The organism is Streptomyces sp. NPDC001056 (genome assembly GCF_053598955.1).
This window is the reverse complement of record NZ_JBSFLI010000018.1, coordinates 112,791-129,674: the sequence shown is the minus strand read 5'-3', so window position 1 is coordinate 129,674 and position 16,884 is coordinate 112,791. Positions and strand designations below refer to the sequence as shown.

Annotated in this window: 15 protein-coding genes, 1 tRNA gene and 1 riboswitch; of the genes, 4 read left to right on the top strand and 12 right to left on the bottom strand. The window is 70.8% G+C overall.

Going from position 1 to position 16,884, the window contains the following annotated elements; all coding sequences use genetic code 11:
- Window positions 1-189 precede the first annotated feature (189 nt).
- Entirely contained in the window at window positions 190-987 is a 798-nt protein-coding gene (locus tag ACWDD7_RS21950; protein ID WP_351864074.1) for a hypothetical protein, read from the top strand.
- A 30-nt stretch (window positions 988-1,017) separates the two neighbouring features.
- On the opposite strand, the gene ACWDD7_RS21945 is transcribed toward ACWDD7_RS21950, so the two are convergent.
- Window positions 1,018-1,329 (bottom strand): hypothetical protein, encoded by a 312-nt coding sequence (locus tag ACWDD7_RS21945; RefSeq protein WP_351864077.1) that lies wholly within the window; start codon window positions 1,327-1,329, stop codon window positions 1,018-1,020.
- Between the two features lie 99 nt (window positions 1,330-1,428).
- On the opposite strand from ACWDD7_RS21945, the gene ACWDD7_RS21940 reads away from it, so the two are divergent.
- On the top strand, window positions 1,429-1,659 hold the full coding sequence (locus ACWDD7_RS21940) for a DUF4287 domain-containing protein (RefSeq protein ID WP_351864080.1): 231 nt from the start codon (window positions 1,429-1,431) through the stop codon (window positions 1,657-1,659).
- 76 nt (window positions 1,660-1,735) lie between these two features.
- Here ACWDD7_RS21940 and ACWDD7_RS21935 read toward each other — a convergent pair whose 3' ends face one another.
- Together ACWDD7_RS21935 and ACWDD7_RS21930 are read right to left on the bottom strand one after the other, a co-directional pair.
- On the bottom strand, window positions 1,736-2,626 hold the full coding sequence (locus ACWDD7_RS21935; protein ID WP_450458570.1) for a Bax inhibitor-1/YccA family protein: 891 nt from the start codon (window positions 2,624-2,626) through the stop codon (window positions 1,736-1,738).
- Between the two features lie 202 nt (window positions 2,627-2,828).
- Window positions 2,829-2,915, bottom strand: a tRNA-Leu gene (locus ACWDD7_RS21930).
- Window positions 2,916-3,287: 372 nt separating this feature from the next.
- Between ACWDD7_RS21930 and ACWDD7_RS21925 the strand changes: the two genes are divergently transcribed.
- Complete coding sequence (locus ACWDD7_RS21925) at window positions 3,288-4,058, top strand: ABC transporter ATP-binding protein (protein ID WP_351864084.1); 771 nt, start codon at window positions 3,288-3,290, stop codon at window positions 4,056-4,058.
- Complete coding sequence (locus ACWDD7_RS21920) at window positions 4,058-6,586, top strand: ABC transporter permease (RefSeq protein WP_450458569.1); 2,529 nt, start codon at window positions 4,058-4,060, stop codon at window positions 6,584-6,586. The genes ACWDD7_RS21925 and ACWDD7_RS21920 overlap by 1 nt, the downstream gene beginning before the upstream one ends.
- Before the next feature lie 77 nt (window positions 6,587-6,663).
- Here the strand turns inward: ACWDD7_RS21920 and ACWDD7_RS21915 are convergent, their stop codons facing one another.
- The 9 genes from ACWDD7_RS21915 to ACWDD7_RS21875 all read right to left on the bottom strand — a co-directional run bounded on the left by ACWDD7_RS21915 (window position 6,664) and on the right by ACWDD7_RS21875 (window position 16,673).
- Window positions 6,664-7,962, bottom strand: a complete 1,299-nt coding sequence (locus ACWDD7_RS21915) for a class I SAM-dependent methyltransferase (RefSeq protein ID WP_450458568.1) — start codon at window positions 7,960-7,962, stop codon at window positions 6,664-6,666.
- 195 nt (window positions 7,963-8,157) lie between these two features.
- Entirely contained in the window at window positions 8,158-9,531 is a 1,374-nt protein-coding gene (locus ACWDD7_RS21910) for an NAD(P)/FAD-dependent oxidoreductase (RefSeq protein ID WP_285563124.1), read from the bottom strand.
- A 498-nt stretch (window positions 9,532-10,029) separates the two neighbouring features.
- On the bottom strand, window positions 10,030-10,473 hold the full coding sequence (locus ACWDD7_RS21905; RefSeq protein WP_351864091.1) for a GNAT family N-acetyltransferase: 444 nt from the start codon (window positions 10,471-10,473) through the stop codon (window positions 10,030-10,032).
- 5 nt (window positions 10,474-10,478) lie between these two features.
- A complete protein-coding gene (locus ACWDD7_RS21900) occupies window positions 10,479-11,450 on the bottom strand; it encodes a Ppx/GppA phosphatase family protein (protein WP_450458567.1) in 972 nt (323 codons plus the stop codon).
- Window positions 11,447-11,986 carry a DUF501 domain-containing protein gene (locus ACWDD7_RS21895; protein WP_351864096.1) on the bottom strand — a complete coding sequence of 180 codons (540 nt, stop codon included), beginning with the start codon at window positions 11,984-11,986 and terminating at the stop codon, window positions 11,447-11,449. The genes ACWDD7_RS21900 and ACWDD7_RS21895 overlap by 4 nt, the downstream gene beginning before the upstream one ends.
- Before the next feature lie 45 nt (window positions 11,987-12,031).
- Window positions 12,032-12,508: an FtsB family cell division protein gene (locus ACWDD7_RS21890; protein WP_450458566.1), complete on the bottom strand. Its 477-nt coding sequence runs from the start codon at window positions 12,506-12,508 to the stop codon at window positions 12,032-12,034.
- 128 nt (window positions 12,509-12,636) lie between these two features.
- Complete coding sequence (gene eno, locus ACWDD7_RS21885; protein ID WP_351864102.1) at window positions 12,637-13,917, bottom strand: phosphopyruvate hydratase; 1,281 nt, start codon at window positions 13,915-13,917, stop codon at window positions 12,637-12,639.
- A gap of 581 nt (window positions 13,918-14,498) precedes the next feature.
- A complete protein-coding gene (locus ACWDD7_RS21880; protein ID WP_450458565.1) occupies window positions 14,499-15,215 on the bottom strand; it encodes a transglycosylase family protein in 717 nt (238 codons plus the stop codon).
- Window positions 15,216-15,219: 4 nt separating this feature from the next.
- A riboswitch (cyclic di-AMP (ydaO/yuaA leader) is annotated at window positions 15,220-15,389 on the bottom strand.
- Between the two features lie 177 nt (window positions 15,390-15,566).
- On the bottom strand, window positions 15,567-16,673 hold the full coding sequence (locus ACWDD7_RS21875) for a transglycosylase family protein (protein WP_450458564.1): 1,107 nt from the start codon (window positions 16,671-16,673) through the stop codon (window positions 15,567-15,569).
- Between the last annotated feature and the right edge of the window lie 211 nt (window positions 16,674-16,884).

Below are 16,884 nucleotides of genomic sequence, written 5' to 3'. Positions count from 1 at the left end.
CCCCAGGATGTGACCTATCTCCCCGTCCCGGGCATCGGCGCAGGTCAGCACCGGACGGCACCCTGTGCGGCGCGGCCATGAAGCCAAAGAACTGTCCGTTTCGTGACGTTACGCACTGACAGTTGGGTAGTCCGCCCTTCAAGCTGATGTAGGAAGTCGGGGGTCGACTTTGAACCTGGGAGTACGTCAGTGAGCGCCATGCCGATCGCCCTGCTGCTCACCACGGCCGCCACGGGCGCCGTGGGCGTCGCCGTCCTGCGCACCGTGCTGAAGCTGCGCCGCCAGCTCACGGAGTTGCAGGCACAGCTCGCGGAGAACCAGTCCGCCGCGATGCACGCGCTGCTGCCCCACGCCCGCACCCATGCCGACACCGAGCGGATACGGGCGGCCGTGGCCGAGGCGCTCGCGGAGGAGCGGGAGCGGGAACTCGCCGAGGCGCGTGCCTTCTGGGCCGCGCAGGAGGCCCGGGACGCCTCCGACGCGCCCTCGCTGCTCGGCCTGCCCGACCACGAGCCGTTCCTGCCGCGGCAGTCCGACTTCGCCGGCCTCGAACCGGTGGCGGAGCCGGCCGCCGACGCCGACGAGTTCGCGGGGGGTGCCCCCGCCGGGGGAGAGTCCCCGGAGCTGGCCGCGGCCCGCCGCCGCCACCCCTCCCACCCGGACTTCGTCCCGGCCCAGTCGGCCGCGGACGACCACGAGCGCACGGCCGACACGCTGGAGCACCTGGCCGACGAGCGCGTGGAACTGTCCGACGTCCGCCCCGGGCCGCTGGGCACCCTCGACGTCTACGTCTTCGCCGACGGCACCACGCTGTGCATGACGCCGGGTCACCGCGAGACGGCCGAGCGCCTCGCGCGGGCCGTGGAGGCGGGCGACGCCCCCTACCTGCTGGGCGGTTCGGGCGTCTCCGGCGCGTACACCCTCACCTTCGCGTGCGGCGCGGACATGATCTACATCCTGGCGGACCGCGTCATCGCCTCCCTGTAGCGAGACGGCACGTCGAACCCCGCGGGGGCCTCAGACCCCCGCCCTCCCCCGCGCCTCCTCGACCAGCCGCACCGCCTCGCCGACCTCGGCGTCGTCCTTCAGCACCAGCGCCAAGTCGTGTGCGGCCACCAGGATCTGGTCCGCCACCGCGAACATCCCCGCGTCCGGCATCTCCCGCGGCTCGGCGCCCGGCTCCTCCGCCGCCTGCGCCCGCCGGGACAACTCCCGCGCCAGCGCGAGGGCCTCCGCGGCGGCGCTGCGCTGCAGCCTGCTCTGCGGTGCGGCGCGCAACCGGTCGGCGAAGTGATCCACTGCTTGGGTGAGGGGCGTCGTATCAACCACGCGCCGAGCGTAACGCGCCGCACTGTTGCCAAGTGGCGAACGCTCGGGCACGGTGACGTGAAGGACCGGCTTACATCCCCTTTGCGCCCGGAGGTGCCGATGTCCCAAGTCTTCTCCGAGGAGACCCATCGCAACATGCTCGCCCGCATCCCGCACTGCACCGGTCGTGAGGTCTCCGACTGGCTGCGCACCGTCGAGGAGGGCCCCGCCCTGGTCCGCTTCGAGGAGAAGGTCAGCTGGCTCCGGCACGAGTACGACCTGGCGTACGGCCACGCGAAGGCCATCGTGCACGAGTACGACCTGCGCAGGGCGGCTCGCAAGCTGCTCTGAACACCCCGCCCCCGGACGGCAGAGGGCCCCGGGCGAGAACCCGGGGCCCCTGGCCGAGCGAAGCGCCGTACGCGCGCTAGTCGTTGTTGGTGAAGATCGCCACCAGCCGCAGCATCTCCAGGTAGATCCACACCAGGGTGACGGTGAGGCCGAAGGCGGCGAGCCATGCCTCGCCCCGCGGCGCGCCGTACGCGATACCGTCCTCGATCTGCTTGAAGTCGAGGGTCAGGAAGAACGCGCCGAGCAGGATCGCGACGATGCCGACGAGCGCGCCGAGCGGGCCGAAGCTGCGCAGCCCGCCGTTCTCGGCGACGCCGAACACGACCAGCAGCAGGTTGACCACCATGACGGCCACGAAGGCCATCGCGATGGCGAGACCGATGCGGGCGTAGCGCGCGGTGACGCGGATCCAGCCCGCCTTGTAGATCAGGAGGGTGGCGCCGGTGACGGCCATGGTGCCGAGCACCGCCTGGAAGGGTGCGCCCTGCCAGCGGCTGTTGTACATCTCGCTGACGACGCCGAGGAAGACGCCCTCGAAGGCCGCGTACCCGAGGATCAGCGCGGGCACCGGGGTGCGCTTGAAGTTCTGGACCATCGCCAGGACGAACGCGATCACCGCGGAGCCGACGGCCAGGCCGTAGCTCGTGGGCGAGACCGGCAGCAGGGCCCAGGCGAGGACGGCGCCGAGCGCGACGGTGCCGAGCGTCATGGCCGAGCGGACGACGACGTCGTCCATGGTCATCCGGCCGGTGGCGGCCGGGGCCTGCGACGGGGCGCCGTACTGGACGCCCGGCTGCCCGTAAGCGCCCTGCGCGTACGGGTTCTGGGTGTGGCCGCCCTGCGCGTAGGGGTTCTGCGCGTACGGGTTGGTCCCTGCGTACCCGGCCTGCGCTGCGGTGTTGAAGCCGGCGTAGCCGTGGTCGCGGCTGAACCCCCGTCGCGAGAAGACCGGGTTGCTGCTCCTCATCTCACTCCTCCATGGCTGCCTCGCGCAGCCTTGGCTCAAGCGTAATGGATTGGCAAAGGATCGATCGTGCTACCTGAGGAGGATCTTTCCCCTGCCGTGTTGACCCACACGCTACGCGGAGGAGTGCGCCCCGGCCATGGGTGATCGCCTTCCATGACGAACTTGCTACCTGCTTGCTACCTGGCCGAGCGCGTGGAGTGAGTGGTGCCCGGAGCCGGACTTGAACCGGCACGCCCGCGAAGGGGCAGCGAGGTTTAAGCTCGCCGTGTCTGCATTCCACCATCCGGGCAGGCCGTGGGCTCCGCTTCGAGGGTCCGAGCCTATCGGGACGCATCCCCCGAACAGCGGAACGACGGACCGATGTTGTCTTATTTTATTGACGTCTGAGGGTGCATCAGACCACGGAACTGGCCATCCGCACTTGCCAGTAGCGTGACGTGGCGCACGTGCACGTGTATGTGAAATGACGGAATTTCACCGTCCGAAGGAGGGCGCTCCCCCTGTTCTGAGGGCCGGGGTCCTCCCCAGGTATGACGTGACACCCTCCTGGTCCATCCGGAGTCGCCCCCGGGAACCGGAACAGCGGCTGACTTCCCGGGCCCTCGGCGCCGGGACGATGGAGAGGTCACCACGAACACGCCGTCCCGAGGAGCACCGACCCGTGACCACCACACCCACCGCAGGCAAGGCCACGACCGTGGCCGCCCGCGCCACGGAGCTGTCGAAGATCTACGGGCAGGGTGAGACCCGGGTGGTCGCCCTGGACCGGGTCTCCGTCGACTTCCGCCAGGCCGAGTTCACCGCGATCATGGGTCCGTCGGGCTCCGGCAAGTCCACGCTGATGCACTGCGTGGCCGGCCTCGACACCTTCTCCTCGGGCTCCGTGCGCATCGGCGACACCGAGCTGGGCTCGCTGAAGGACAAGCAGCTCACCAGGTTGCGCCGGGACAAGATCGGCTTCATCTTCCAGGCGTTCAACCTGCTGCCGACCCTGACCGCGCTGGAGAACATCACCCTCCCCATGGACATAGCCGGGCGCAAGCCCGACAAGGAGTGGCTGGACCGGGTCATCCAGATGGTGGGCCTGTCCGGGCGGCTGGGCCACCGGCCCTCCCAGCTGTCCGGCGGCCAGCAGCAGCGCGTCGCGGTGGCCCGCGCCCTAGCCTCCAAGCCGGAGATCATCTTCGGTGACGAGCCGACCGGAAACCTCGACTCGCGGTCCGGCGCCGAGGTCCTCGGCTTCCTGCGCAACTCCGTGCGCGAGCTGGGCCAGACGGTGGTCATGGTGACCCACGACCCGGTGGCCGCGGCCTACGCGGACCGTGTGGTCTTCCTGGCCGACGGCCGCATCGTCGACGAGTTGTACGGCCCGACCGCCGACTCGGTCCTCGACACCATGAAGCAGTTCGACGCGAAGGGCCGTACCAGCTGATGTTCCGCACCGCCCTGCGCAACGTCCTCGCGCACAAGGCCCGGCTGCTGATGACGGTGCTCGCCGTGATGCTCGGCGTGGCCTTCGTCTCCGGGACGCTCGTCTTCACCGACACCATCTCCGACGCCTACCAGAACAGCGCCGCCAAGGGCTTCGACCAGGTCGACGTGGCCGTCGTACCCAAGTACCAGGAATCCGAGGGCGACAAGGTCGGCCGGACGCCGGACCTGACCCGGGCCATGCTGGACGAGGCCGCCCGGGTCCCCGGCGCCGCCTCCGCCACCGGTGTGGTCAGCGGCTTCACCGCCGTGGCCGACAAGCACGGCAAGCTCGCCGGCGGCAACTGGCAGTCCCGCGGCGGCAATTACTGGGGCACCAAGGACACCCGGTACCCGCTGGTCAGCGGCCACGCGCCGCACGGCGCGAACGAGGTGCTGCTCGACTCCAGGACCGCCCGGCGGGCCGGTTACCGGGTCGGCGACACCGTGCGTCTCTCGGTCGACGGCCCCGTGCTCACCCCGACCGTCGCCGGCATCTTCACCACCGACGACGGCAATGTGACCGCGGGCGGCAGCCTCGCCCTGTTCGACACGCCGACCGCGCAGAAGCTGTTCCACAAGAAGGGCACCTACGACGAGATCGACGTCAGGGCGAAGCCGGGCACCGGTCAGGCCGCGCTGAAGGACGCCCTCGACCGGGCGCTGCCCGCGCACCGGGTGGAGACCACCACCGGCAAGAAGCTCGCCGAGGACCAGGCGAAGACGATCGCCGACTCGATGAGCAGCATGAAGCGCGGCCTGCTGGTGTTCGCCGGGATCGCCCTGTTCGTCGGCACGTTCATCATCGCCAACACGTTCACCATGCTGGTCGCCCAGCGCACCAGGGAACTGGCCCTGATGCGGGCGGTCGGCGCCTCCCGCCGCCAGGTCACCCGCTCGGTGCTGATCGAGGCGTTCGTGGTCGGCGCGGTCGCCGGTGTGACCGGCCTCGCCGCGGGCATCGGCATCGGCGCGGGCCTGCGCGCCCTGGTGGGGTCCTTGGGCGCGAGCATGCCCGACGGGCCGCTGGTGATCAGCCCGGAGACCGTGGCGGCCGCCCTCGCGGTCGGCATCCTCATCACCATGCTCGCCGCCTGGCTGCCCGGCCGCCGGGCCGCGAAGATCCCGCCGGTGGCGGCGATGAACAGCGTGCACGCCCAGGCGACGACCAGGTCGCTGGTGCTGCGCAACACGATCGGCGCGCTGTTCGCGGCCGCCGGTGCCGCGGTGATCATCGCCGCCACCTCGATGGACGCCGACTCCGGCGAGGGCCCGATGGGCCTCGGCGCCGTGCTGCTGATCATCGGTGTGTTCGTGCTGACCCCGCTGCTGTCCCGCCCGCTGATCGCCGCCGCCGCCCCGCTGCTGCGCGTGTTCGGCGTCTCGGGCAAGCTGGCCCGCCAGAACTCGGTGCGCAACCCGCGCCGTACGGCAGCCACCGCCTCCGCGCTGATGATCGGACTGACCCTGATCACCGGCATGACGGTGATGGCCGGCAGCCTCCAGTCGTCCATCGACAAGATGGCCGCCTCGGCGATCCGCGCCGACTACGTCGTCTCCATGGCGAACGGTTCCCCGCTCTCCCCGGACGTGGCGAAGAAGCTCGCCGCCACCGACGGCGTGAGCGCCAGCAGTCCGCTGCGCAACGCCGCCTCCCGCATCGACGGCAAGACCGAGTACGTGACCGGCGTGGACGGCGCGTCCATCGCCCGGCTCACGGATCTGACGGTGGTCCAGGGCAGCTTCACGGTGGGCGGCACGCGCATCGTCGTGGACAAGGACCGTGCCAAGGAGTACGGCTGGACGCCCGGCTCCCACGTCACCGCCCACTTCGAGGACGGCAAGGCGCAGACCCTGACGGTCGCCGGCGTCTACGACGGCAACCAGATGATCCGCGGCATCATGCTCGACAACAAGGTGCTCACCCCGCATCTGCGTCAGCCGACCGACATGCAGGTCATGGTCAAGACGACCGACGGCGCCTCCGAGGCGACCAAGGACCGGCTGGCGAAGGCCCTGGGCACCAACCCCGCGATCAAGATCCAGGACAAGAAGGACATCTCCGACAGCATCGCCCAGGTGTTCACCATGCTGCTGAACATGGTCTACGGCCTGCTCGGCATGGCGGTGATCGTCGCGGTCCTCGGCGTCATCAACACCCTGGCGATGTCGGTGTTCGAACGCTCCCAGGAGATCGGCATGCTCCGCGCGATCGGCCTGGACCGCCGTGCGGTCAAGCGGATGGTCCGCCTGGAGTCCCTGGTGATCTCGCTCTTCGGCGGCGTGCTCGGCATCGGCCTCGGCGTGTTCTTCGGCTGGGCGGCCGGCGAGCTGCTCGGCACCAAGATGCCGACGTACGAACTGGTCCTGCCCTGGGACCGGCTGGCGCTCTTCCTGCTCCTCGCGGGCGTGGTCGGCGTCCTGGCCGCCCTGTGGCCGGCCCGCCGCGCGGCCCGGCTGAACATGCTGGCGGCGATCAAGGCCGAGTAGCGAACGGCCGTACGACACGGCGCCGTACGACGTGCGAGGGGCCCCGTTCCGTCACCGGAGCGGGGCCCCTCGGCGCCTCAGCCCTGCCAGACGCGGGTGCGCGGCGGCAGTCCGGGGGCGCCCGAGGACGGGGTGCGGATCGCCAGGACCTGGTTGACGCCGATGCGGTTGCGTTCGAAGGCGAGCGCCGAGGCGGCCATGTACAGCCGCCACACGCGCGCCCTGCCGGGGCTGGTCAGCCGGACCGCCCGGTCCCAGTCGGCCTCCAGGTTGGCCACCCACTCGCGCAGGGTGCGCGCGTAGTGCTCGCGCAGCGCCTCCACGTCGCGCACCTCGAACCCGGCGCGCTCCAGCTGGGTGACGGTGGTGCCGATGGGGGCGAGCTCGCCGTCCGGGAAGACGTAGGCGTCGATGAACCGGTCGACGCTGTACGCCGATTCGTCGTTCTGCGGGCGGCGGGCGATCTGGTGGTTGAGCAGCCGGCCACCGGGCTTCAGCAGGCCGTACAACTGGCGCGCGTACTCCAGGTAGCGTTCGGCGCCGACGTGTTCGGCCATGCCGATGGAGGAGATCGCGTCGAAGGGGCCGTCGCGGACGTCCCGGTAGTCCTGGACCCTGATCTCCACCCGGTCGGTCAGGCCCTCGTCCGCGATGCGCTTGCGGGCATAGCCGGCCTGCTCCTGGGAGAGGGTGACGCCGACCACGCTGACACCGTACTCACGGGCCGCGTGCAGGGCCATGGAGCCCCAGCCGCAGCCGACGTCCAGCAGCCGCTGGCCCTCCTTCAGGCCGAGCTTGCGGCAGACCAGTTCGAGCTTGTCGCGCTGGGCGTCCTCCAGGGTGGCGTCCTTCCCGAAGGACTCCCAGTAGGCGCAGGAGTACACCATGGAGGGGCCGAGGACGATCTCGTAGAAGTCGTTGCCGACGTCGTAGTGGTGGCTGATGGCCCGCCTGTCGCTGTGACGGGTGTGCAGATGGCGGTGCCTGCGCACCTCCTCCTGCGGCGGGGCGGGCGGGATGGGCGGCCCGGCGAGCTTCAGCAGCTCGCGGCCGGCGGCCCGTACGCCGGGGTCGCGCAGCGCCTGAAGGAGCGTACGGCCGTCGTCGTCGCGTTCCCAGATCAGCCCGGCCATCAGGTCCAGCGCCGCGTAGAGGTCGCCCTCGACGTCCAGGTCGCCGGCGACCCAGGCGCGGGCCAGGCCCAACTCCCCCGGTTTGAAGAGGATGCGACGCAGGGCGCGCCGGTTGCGCAGGACGAGCGTGGGGGCGCCGGGGGGTCCGTCCTGCGATCCGTCCCAGGCCCGCAGCCGTACCGGGAGCGGGGCCCCCAGTACCTGCTCGGCAAGACTGCTCAGCCGCGACGCGGCGTCGGTCATGACGCACACCTCCAAGATGAGATCCCGGATGCCGGATACCACGTAAACACCGTCGGCCGTCCGGCACAGTCCCGCAAAGGAGTTACGACTGGGCAAAATGGTTGCAGTAGCCATCCGAATGGGTCCGGGAACGCCGAAAGACCTCCCGCACCACGGATGGCGGGAGGTCTTTCGGATGGTGCGGGTGACCGGGTGTCAGGAAGCCTTGGCCTCGGTCTTCGCGGCGGCGACCGGCGCCGGCTTGGCGGCCTCGTAGAACTCCTCGCGGGGGTTCTCCATGGCGCCCAGCGACACGACCTCGCGCTTGAGGAACATGCCCAGCGTCCAGTCGGCGAAGATGCGGATCTTGCGGTTCCAGGTCGGCATCGCCAGACCGTGGTAGCCGCGGTGCATGTACCAGGCGAGACGGCCCTTGAGCTTGATCTTGGTCTTGCCCATGACGATCATCGCCACGCCCTTGTGCAGGCCGAGACCGGCGACCGCACCCTTGTTGGCGTGCTCGTACTCCTTCTGCGGGAAGCCCCGCATGCCGGAGACCACGTTGTCGCCGAGGACCTTGGCCTGGCGCAGCGCGTGCTGGGCGTTCGGCGGGCACCAGGCGTTCTCGTTGCCCGCCTTGCGGCCGACGAGGTCCGGGACCTGGGCGTTGTCGCCCGCGGCCCAGATGTAGTCGGTGCCCTTGACCTGGAGCGTGGGCTCGCAGTCGACGTGGCCGCGCGGGCCGAGGGGCAGACCGAAGCGGGACAGGGCCGGGTTCGGCTTGACGCCGGCGGTCCACACGATCGTGTTGGCGTCGACCTCAAGGCCGTTCTTGAGGACCACGTGGCCGTCGACGCAGGAGTCCATCGAGGTGGAGAGGTAGATCTCCACGCCGCGGCTCTCCAGGTGCTCCTTGCCGTACTGGCCGAGCTTCGGGCCGACCTCGGGAAGGATCTTGTCGGCGGCGTCGACGAGGATGAACCGCATGTCCTCGCGGGACACGTTCTTGTAGTACTTGGCCGCGTCGCGGGCCATGTCCTCGACCTCGCCGATGGTCTCCGCACCCGCGAAGCCACCGCCGATGAAGACGAAGGTGAGCGCCTTGCGGCGGATCTCCTCGTCGGTCGTGGAGTCGGCCTTGTCCAGCTGCTCCAGCACGTGGTTGCGCAGGCCGATGGACTCCTCGATGCCCTTCATGCCGATGCCCTGCTCGGCGAGGCCGGGGATCGGGAAGGTGCGGGAGACCGCGCCCATGGCGATGACCAGGTAGTCGAACGGCAGCTCGTACGCCTCGCCCACCAGGGGGGCGATCGTGGCGACCTTGCGGTCCTGGTCGATGGTGGTGACCCGGCCGGTGAGGATCTCCGCCTTCGGCAGCACGCGTCGCAGCGGGACGACGACGTGGCGAGGGGAGATGTTGCCGGCGGCGGCTTCGGGGAGGAAGGGCTGGTAGGTCATGTACGACCGGGGGTCGACGACCGTGACGGTCGCCTCGCCGTAGCGCATCTTCTTGAGAATGCGCCGAGCTGCGTACAGGCCTACGTACCCACCGCCTACTACGAGGATCCTGGGACGCTCCGTGGTGCTCATGGCATCGAGTATCCACCCGCTCAGGGGGGGTGGCTCGTGCGCCCCTTCACAAGCTTCTGGAGGGGCTGTGCTAAACTCCGCGGCCCGTTTGATGAAGATCACGGCGGCAAGGGGGAACCGCGAACCGGTTCGTACCGTTGTCAAGGCCGTGTGAGCTGCTGATCCGGGTCCGCGAGGTGATCGTAGGGGCTCCGGGACGGCCTGTGGAACCTCCCCTTCCGGCCATCTTTGCGCACCTCATCTGAACATGTTCAAACGGGTTTTGACTCCCCGGAAGGGCCAACCGGCCCCCTTGGGGCAGCACTCAGGACCCATTTCCTTGTGAAGAACTTCACGAAGGTTTCCACCGGGGCACGAACGGGGGACCCGCGAAGGCCCCCCGGAGACGCTCAAACGTTATCCGACCTGCTCAGCCGGATGCTACCGATGGGTAACAAAAGAGAGCCACGCCACCTGCCGGGCGAGGCCGGCGGGCCCGGCGGCAGGTCGGTCCGGCGCTCATCGGCGGGGCTCGCGCACCATGAACACGTCCACCGGGTCCTCGGTCTCCACCGTGAACCCGTGACGCTCGTAGAGCCGCCGGGCCGGACTCCCCCGCAGCACGTTCAACCGGACTCGGGCGCCCCGGCGGTCGCACCGCCGAAGCAGCTCGCGCAGCACGCCCGAACCGATGCCGCCACCCTGGAGACGCGGCGCCAGGTAGAAGTGCTCCAGCCAGTGGGCGTCCTCGGCCGGCCGCAGCGCCACGCAGCCCGCGAACGCGCCGCCCACCTCGATCACCCAGGTGTGCGCCGGGCCGAATCCGGCGAGCAGCCGCTGCCGCACCCGCTGCGGGTCGTACCGCCCGAGCCGTTCCAGATCCGCCCGCAGCACCACGGCGCGCAGGTCGGCCACCGCCTCGGCGTCCGACGCCGAGGCCCGCCGCATCCCCCAGTCCGCCATGGGCGTCAGCCGCCCTGCTTCCCCTTCTCGGCCTCTTCCGCCACCTTGAAAGCGATGCCGTCGAGGATGTCGTGTTCGCTGACGACGACCTCCTCGGCGCCCGTGCGTTCCATGATCGCGAGGAGGACCAGGGCGCCGGCCCCGATGACGTCGACGCGGCCCGGGTGCAGGGAGGGGATGGTGGCGCGTTCGGCGTGGGTGGAGCGCAGGAGGTGCTCGGTGATCTCGCGGACGCGGGCGCGCGAGACACGGGAGTGGTGGATGCGCGCGGAGTCGTAGTCGGGCAGGTCCTGGGCGATGGCCGAGACCGTGGTGACCGAGCCCGCGAGGCCGACCAGGGTGCGCGCCTCGCGCAGCGGAACCGTCTGCTCGGCGAGGTCCAGGGCGGCCTCGACGTCCGCCCTGATCGCGGCGATCTGCTCCTCGGTGGGCGGGTCCGAGACCTCGCCGCCGTGCACCAGGTGCCGTTCCGTCATCCGCACGCAGCCGACGTCCACGGAGCGCGCGGCCCGCACATGGTCGTCGCCGACGACGAACTCGGTGGACCCGCCGCCGATGTCCACCACCAGGTAGGGCCTGGCGAGATCCGTGCGGCCGGTGAGCTCCATGGTCGCGCCGGTGAAGGAGAACTCGGCCTCCTGGTCGCCGGTGACGACCTCCGGCTCGACGCCGAGGATGTCCAGCACGCCGCGCACGAACTCGTCGCGGTTCTCGGCGTCGCGGGAGGCCGAGGTGGCGACGAAACGCAGCCGTTCGGCGCCGTGCTCCTTGATGACCCCGGCGTACTCGCGGCACGCGGCGAAGGTGCGCTCCAGCGCTTCGGGGGCGAGCCGGCCGGTGCGGTCGACGCCCTGGCCGAGCCGCACGATCGTCATCCGGCGGTCCAGCTCGACCAGTTCGCCCGTCCGCGGGTCCGCGTCGGCGACCAGCAGCCGGATGGAGTTCGTACCGCAGTCGATCGCGGCGACACGGGTCACTGCGCCTCCCCCTTCGGCTCCTCCGCGGGCGTCACGCACGCGCCCTTGCGCCACCACTCCGGCAGCATCGCGAGCGCCTCGTCGCCGAGCGGGTTGACGCCGGGGCCCGCGGCCAGCGAGTGGGCGACCAGGACGTGCAGGCACTTCACCCGGTCCGGCATGCCGCCGGCGCTCGGGAAGCCCTGGAGGACCTCGATCTCGTCCCGGCGCCGGATGTAGTCCTCGTGCGCGGCCCGGTAGGCGGCGGCCAGCTCCGGGTCGCTCTGGAGGCGCTCGGTCATCTCCTTCATCACGCCGTCGGCCTCCAGCGTGCCGATGGCCGAGGCGGCCTTGGGGCACGTCAGGTAGTACAGCGTCGGGAAGGGGGTGCCGTCGGGCAGGCGGGGCGCCGTCTCCACGACGTCCGGCTGTCCGCACGGGCAGCGGTGCGCGATGGCCCGCAGGCCCCGCGGGGGGCGGCCGAGCTGCTGCTTGAAGGCCTCGACGTCCGCGTCGGTGGGCTCGGTGCGCGGGGTGGGCGGCGGAGGGGTTTCCATGACTGCTTTCAGAGTGGCTTTCTGTGGGTCACCGGCCGGGGCCGGTCACTGGTCGGAGGCGTCGGACTTGTCGACCCCGTCCCAGATGTTCGTGTACCAGGGCCGGTGGGCGGCCCCGAGGTCGGTACGGGACTGCCGGGCCGTGCCCGGGTCGACCACCACGTACCCGGTCTCCCCGGGCATCACGTAGTGCAGGCGCCTGCGGATCTGCTGCTCGGCATAGGCGTCGTCCTGCCAGCGCGCCTTGAGGTCACGCAGCTGTTCGACGCGCTCGCGGGCCTCGGCCCGCTGCCGCTGGAGGTCGGAGATCTGGGCGCGCTGGGAGACGTACTGCCGCATCGGGTAGGCGAGGGCGACCACCAGCGAGCACAGCACCAGCGCGAGCAGCGCGGCCCGGCCGGTCAGCCGGGAGCGGCGCGCCTGCCGCTTGGTCTGCGAGCGGTAGACCCGGGCCGCCGTCTGCTCGCCGAGCAGCCGCAGCCTGGTCGCGGTGGAGAAACGGTCCCGGTCCCTTGCCGCCATGTCGGCTCTCCGCCTCCCCTTTCACGCCCATTTCACGCGGTCGCACCACGTGCGTACGTCCCCGGACACGGTACGGGACCGGGTACGGGGACGTACGTACGACTGGCCAAGAGGTGGCCGGGGGTGGCTCAGCCCTTGAAGCGCGGGAAGGCGCTGCGGCCGGCGTACACCGCGGCGTCGTCGAGGATCTCCTCGATGCGCAGCAGCTGGTTGTACTTGGCGACGCGCTCGGAGCGGGCCGGGGCACCGGTCTTGATCTGGCCGCAGTTGGTGGCGACGGCCAGGTCGGCGATGGTGACGTCCTCGGTCTCGCCGGAGCGGTGGGACATCATGCACTTGAAACCGTTGCGCTGGGCCAGCTCGACGGCGTCCAGGGTCTCGGTCAGCGAACCGATCTGGTTGACCTTGACCAGCAGGGCGTTGGCGCTGCCCTCCTCGATGCCGCGGGCCAGACGCTCCGGGTTGGTGACGAACAGGTCGTCGCCGACCAGCTGGACCTTGTCGCCGAGCTTGTCGGTGACGACCTTCCAGCCGGCCCAGTCGTCCTCGAACAGCGGGTCCTCGATGGAGACCAGCGGGTAGGCCGCCACCAGCTCCTCGTAGTACTCCGTCATCTCGGCGGCGGAGCGCTCCTTGCCCTCGAAGAGGTACTTGCCGTCCTTGTAGAACTCGGAGGCGGCGACGTCGAGCGCGAGGGCGATCTGCTCACCGGGCGCGTAGCCGGCTTCCTTGATGGCCTCAAGGATCAGGTCCAGGGCCTCGCGGTTGGAACCGAGGTTCGGGGCGAAGCCGCCCTCGTCGCCGAGACCGGTGGCCAGGCCCTTGTTCTTCAGGACCTTCTTGAGGGTGTGGTAGACCTCGGCACCCCAGCGCAGCGCCTCGGAGAAGGACTCCGCGCCGATCGGGGCGATCATGAACTCCTGGATGTCCACGTTGGAGTCGGCGTGCGAGCCGCCGTTCAGGATGTTCATCATCGGCACCGGCAGCAGGTGCGCGTTGGGACCGCCCAGGTAGCGGAAGAGCGGCAGGTCGGACGCCTCGGAGGCGGCGTGCGCGACGGCCAGGGAGACGCCGAGGATGGCGTTGGCGCCGAGCGAGCCCTTGTTGTCGGTGGCGTCGAGGTCGAACATGGCCTGGTCGATCAGGCGCTGCTCGGTGGCGTCGTAGCCGACCAGCTCCGGGCCGATCTGCTCGATGACGGCGAGGACGGCCTTCTCGACGCCCTTGCCCATGTAGCGGTTGGGGTCACCGTCGCGCAGCTCGATGGCCTCGAAGGCACCCGTGGAGGCGCCGGACGGTACGGCGGCACGACCCGTGCTGCCGTCGTCGAGGCCGACCTCGACCTCGACCGTGGGGTTGCCTCGGGAGTCCAGGATTTCCCGGGCTACGACGACGTCGATGGACGGCACGAGCATCTCCTTCTTGGATGTGACGCTGGAACTGCGGGGCGGTCTGCCTTACGGCTGTGCCTTGCGACTAGAGCCTAACCGTCCCGGGGTCGTCGGCCACCGACCGACCGTCTGGTGGGCGGCGGAGACATGCAGACGGTACCCATTGTTCACCGTCGGAACAAAGGGGTTCGACGGTGAGACCCTGCTGAAGAACGGGAGAACAAAAGACCCCGCCCCGGCGCGAACGGGGGAAAACGCGCCGGGACGGGGAGCCCGTGGGGACGGGGGGACGGACCTTTCGGGGGGTGTCCGTCGGGGGGCGGACCCTTCGGGGGGCGGACCCTTCGGGGGGTGAGGTCCGCCGGGGGGTGAGGTCCGCCGGGGGGCAGGGCCCGCCGGGGTGGCAGGGCCCGCCGGGGTGGCAGGGCCCACTGGGGGGGCAGGGCCCACTGGGGGGGCAGGGCCCACTGGGGGGGCAGGGTCCGCTGGGGGGGGGCAGGGTCCGCCGGGGGGCAGGGCCCGCGGGGGGGCAGGGTCCGCTGGGGGCAGACCTTTTTCCGGGGGGAGGTCCGGCGGGCGGAGCCGTCAGCGGCCGGGCGTCACTTCAGGTGCAGCTGCTGGCCCGGGTAGATGAGGTCGGCGTTGTCGACGATGTCCTTGTTCAGCTCGAACAGCTTCTTCCAGCCACCGGCCACGTGGTGCCTGACCGCGATGGAGCTGAGGGTGTCGCCCTTGACGACCCTGTACTCGCCGTCGCCCTTCTTGACCTTCTTGCCGGTCGGGGTGGTGACGGTCTTGCTCGCGGCCGAGCCGGCGGAGGCGCTCGCGGACCTGCTCGGGGCCGGGGTGGTGCGCTCGGTGGAGCGGGTGGCGGCCTGCCGGCCCGCGGACCGGGTGGCGGTGCTGTTCGACGTGGTGGCCGTCGAGGCGGAGCCGCCGTACGGGGTGCTGGTCAGGCCCGTGCCGCAGACCGGCCAGGCGCCCTTGCCCTGCGCGGCGAGGACCTTCTCGGCGATGGTGATCTGCTGCGACTTGGTGGCCTTGTCGGCGGTCGACGCGTAGGCGGTGCCGCCGTACGCGGCCCAGGTCGAGGCGGAGAACTGCAGACCGCCGTAGTACCCGTTGCCGGTGTTGATGGCCCAGTTGCCGCCGGCCTCGCACTGGGCGACCGCGTCCCACTGGGAGGCGGTGGCGGCGGAGGCGTTGCCGGCCGCCATCAGCGGAGCGGCGACGGCGACACCGGTGACACCGGCGAGCGTGACGGCGCGGACGGCCTTGGACGGACGACGGTGCTTGCCCTTGCCGGAAAACAGCATGGAACGATCCCCTCACCGACGCCTGCGAGGTGAGCTGTCGGATTCGGGCCGGTTGAGTTGCCCGGCCACACCCCCACATGGAGGCGTGGCTTCACCCCTAGCCGGTCCGGCATCAACTGCCGGGTCCGGCGCTTACCTTGGGTCCCCCGCTCCTGCCTGCGGCGCTTGACGCGACGACTGTTCCCGGGCAGCCGCTGGCAGGATTCGGCGTTGCGGCCGCCGGGGCCCGTGGTGACGAGCGGCCTTGACCGTAGCCACGCGATCCGCGGAATTTCAAAGACGATCAGGGCTTCTGAGACTCATCCCACACTTTCACCAAACCGGACATTTAGCGATCAAGTGGGGCGTCAACTACCCCTGCGCCGCGCCCGTTTCGTCACCGACTTTCAGGGTCTGACCGGCGGTGATGAGGTTCGGGTCGGCACCCACGACCTTCTTGTTCGCGGAGTAGAGCGCGTGCCATCCCCCGTCGACGTCAAGGGAGTCGGCGATGGAGCTCAGCGAGTCGCCCTCGCGGACCGTGTAGGCGCCCGGCTCACGCGAGGCGTGGCGCCCGGAGGAGGAGTCGTTCTGCCCGTTTGTCCTGCTTTCGTCCGCGTTGCCGCCGCGATGACGGCCGCCGCTCAGGGCTCCGGTGTCCACCAGGTCCCAAGAACCGACGTTCTGCCGGGCATTGTCCGGGGTGCCGGTGGACGGGGCGGGCGCCGTGGGGGTGCCGGCCGGGGCGGACGGCGTGGCCGGGACGGACGGGTCCGAGGAGTCGGAGGGGCCGGAGGAGTCGGACGGGTCCGGGCTGGGGACGCCGGTGCCGGAGGTGCCGGTGGGCTTGCCCGGATGCGGGGTCGCGTGCTTGCCCGTCTGCTTGCCGGAGCCCTGGCCCGGCGAGGCGGAGGAGCCGGACGGATCGGCGGAGGAGGCGCCGCCGGAGCCGGAGGCGTTGCCGGAGGCGTTGCCGGAGCCGTTCTGGTCGCCGCTCTGCGCACCGGCCGGGGAGGAGGGGTCGGGCAGGCCGGACGGGTCGGTCGTGCTGCCGCCCTGGCCGCCGCCGTCGCCGACGCCCGGATCGACGTCCACGGAACCGGAGTTCGAGGTGAGCCCGGACAGCAGGGCGCAGGTGGCCCAGGGCGCGGTGCCCTTGTCCTTGAGGATCCGCTCGGCCACGGCGATCTGCTGCGAGCGGCTGGCCTGGTCGGCGGAGGAGGCGTACCGGGTGCCGCCGTACTGGACCCAGTCCTCCTGGGATATCTGGAGGCCGCCGTAGTAGCCGTTGCCGGTGTCGGCGCTCCAGGAGCCGCCGCTCTCGCACCCGGCGACCTTGTCCCAGGTGGTGCCGTCGGCCGCGTGGGCGCTCGCGGCGCCCAGCAGCGGGATGGCGATGGCGGAGCCGGTCACGCCGGCCGCGACGAGGAGGGCCGGAGCCTGACGGGGGCGGCGGTGACGACCGTTCCCGGAAATCATGCGGAAGCCTTTCGTGCGACGGCAGGAACCGGCGCGGCGGATCATGCCGGGCCGCCACGCTGAGGGGTGAAGGTAGCGGCACCCGATGACTTGTCACAAGTTCATGCCGCGCGGATCACGTGAAGATCACAGAGTTGAACGTTCGCCCTCCGCTCCGTCACCGACCCTTTCACTCTTCGGGAACGGCGGTGCCTCACCCGTGGCACGCGGG

What these genes read in the sequence shown, in the direction of transcription:
- ACWDD7_RS21920 (WP_450458569.1), top strand. Translation starts at nt 4,058, where the DNA reads ATGTTCCGCACCGCCCTGCGCAACGTCCTCGCGCACAAGGCCCGGCTG.
- ACWDD7_RS21940 (WP_351864080.1), top strand. Translation starts at nt 1,429, where the DNA reads ATGTCCCAAGTCTTCTCCGAGGAGACCCATCGCAACATGCTCGCCCGC.
- ACWDD7_RS21895 (WP_351864096.1), bottom strand. Translation starts at nt 11,986, where the DNA reads ATGGAAACCCCTCCGCCGCCCACCCCGCGCACCGAGCCCACCGACGCG.
- ACWDD7_RS21915 (WP_450458568.1), bottom strand. Translation starts at nt 7,962, where the DNA reads ATGACCGACGCCGCGTCGCGGCTGAGCAGTCTTGCCGAGCAGGTACTG.
- ACWDD7_RS21880 (WP_450458565.1), bottom strand. Translation starts at nt 15,215, where the DNA reads ATGCTGTTTTCCGGCAAGGGCAAGCACCGTCGTCCGTCCAAGGCCGTC.
- ACWDD7_RS21890 (WP_450458566.1), bottom strand. Translation starts at nt 12,508, where the DNA reads ATGGCGGCAAGGGACCGGGACCGTTTCTCCACCGCGACCAGGCTGCGG.
- ACWDD7_RS21905 (WP_351864091.1), bottom strand. Translation starts at nt 10,473, where the DNA reads ATGGCGGACTGGGGGATGCGGCGGGCCTCGGCGTCGGACGCCGAGGCG.
- ACWDD7_RS21875 (WP_450458564.1), bottom strand. Translation starts at nt 16,673, where the DNA reads ATGATTTCCGGGAACGGTCGTCACCGCCGCCCCCGTCAGGCTCCGGCC.
- ACWDD7_RS21935 (WP_450458570.1), bottom strand. Translation starts at nt 2,626, where the DNA reads ATGAGGAGCAGCAACCCGGTCTTCTCGCGACGGGGGTTCAGCCGCGAC.
- ACWDD7_RS21910 (WP_285563124.1), bottom strand. Translation starts at nt 9,531, where the DNA reads ATGAGCACCACGGAGCGTCCCAGGATCCTCGTAGTAGGCGGTGGGTAC.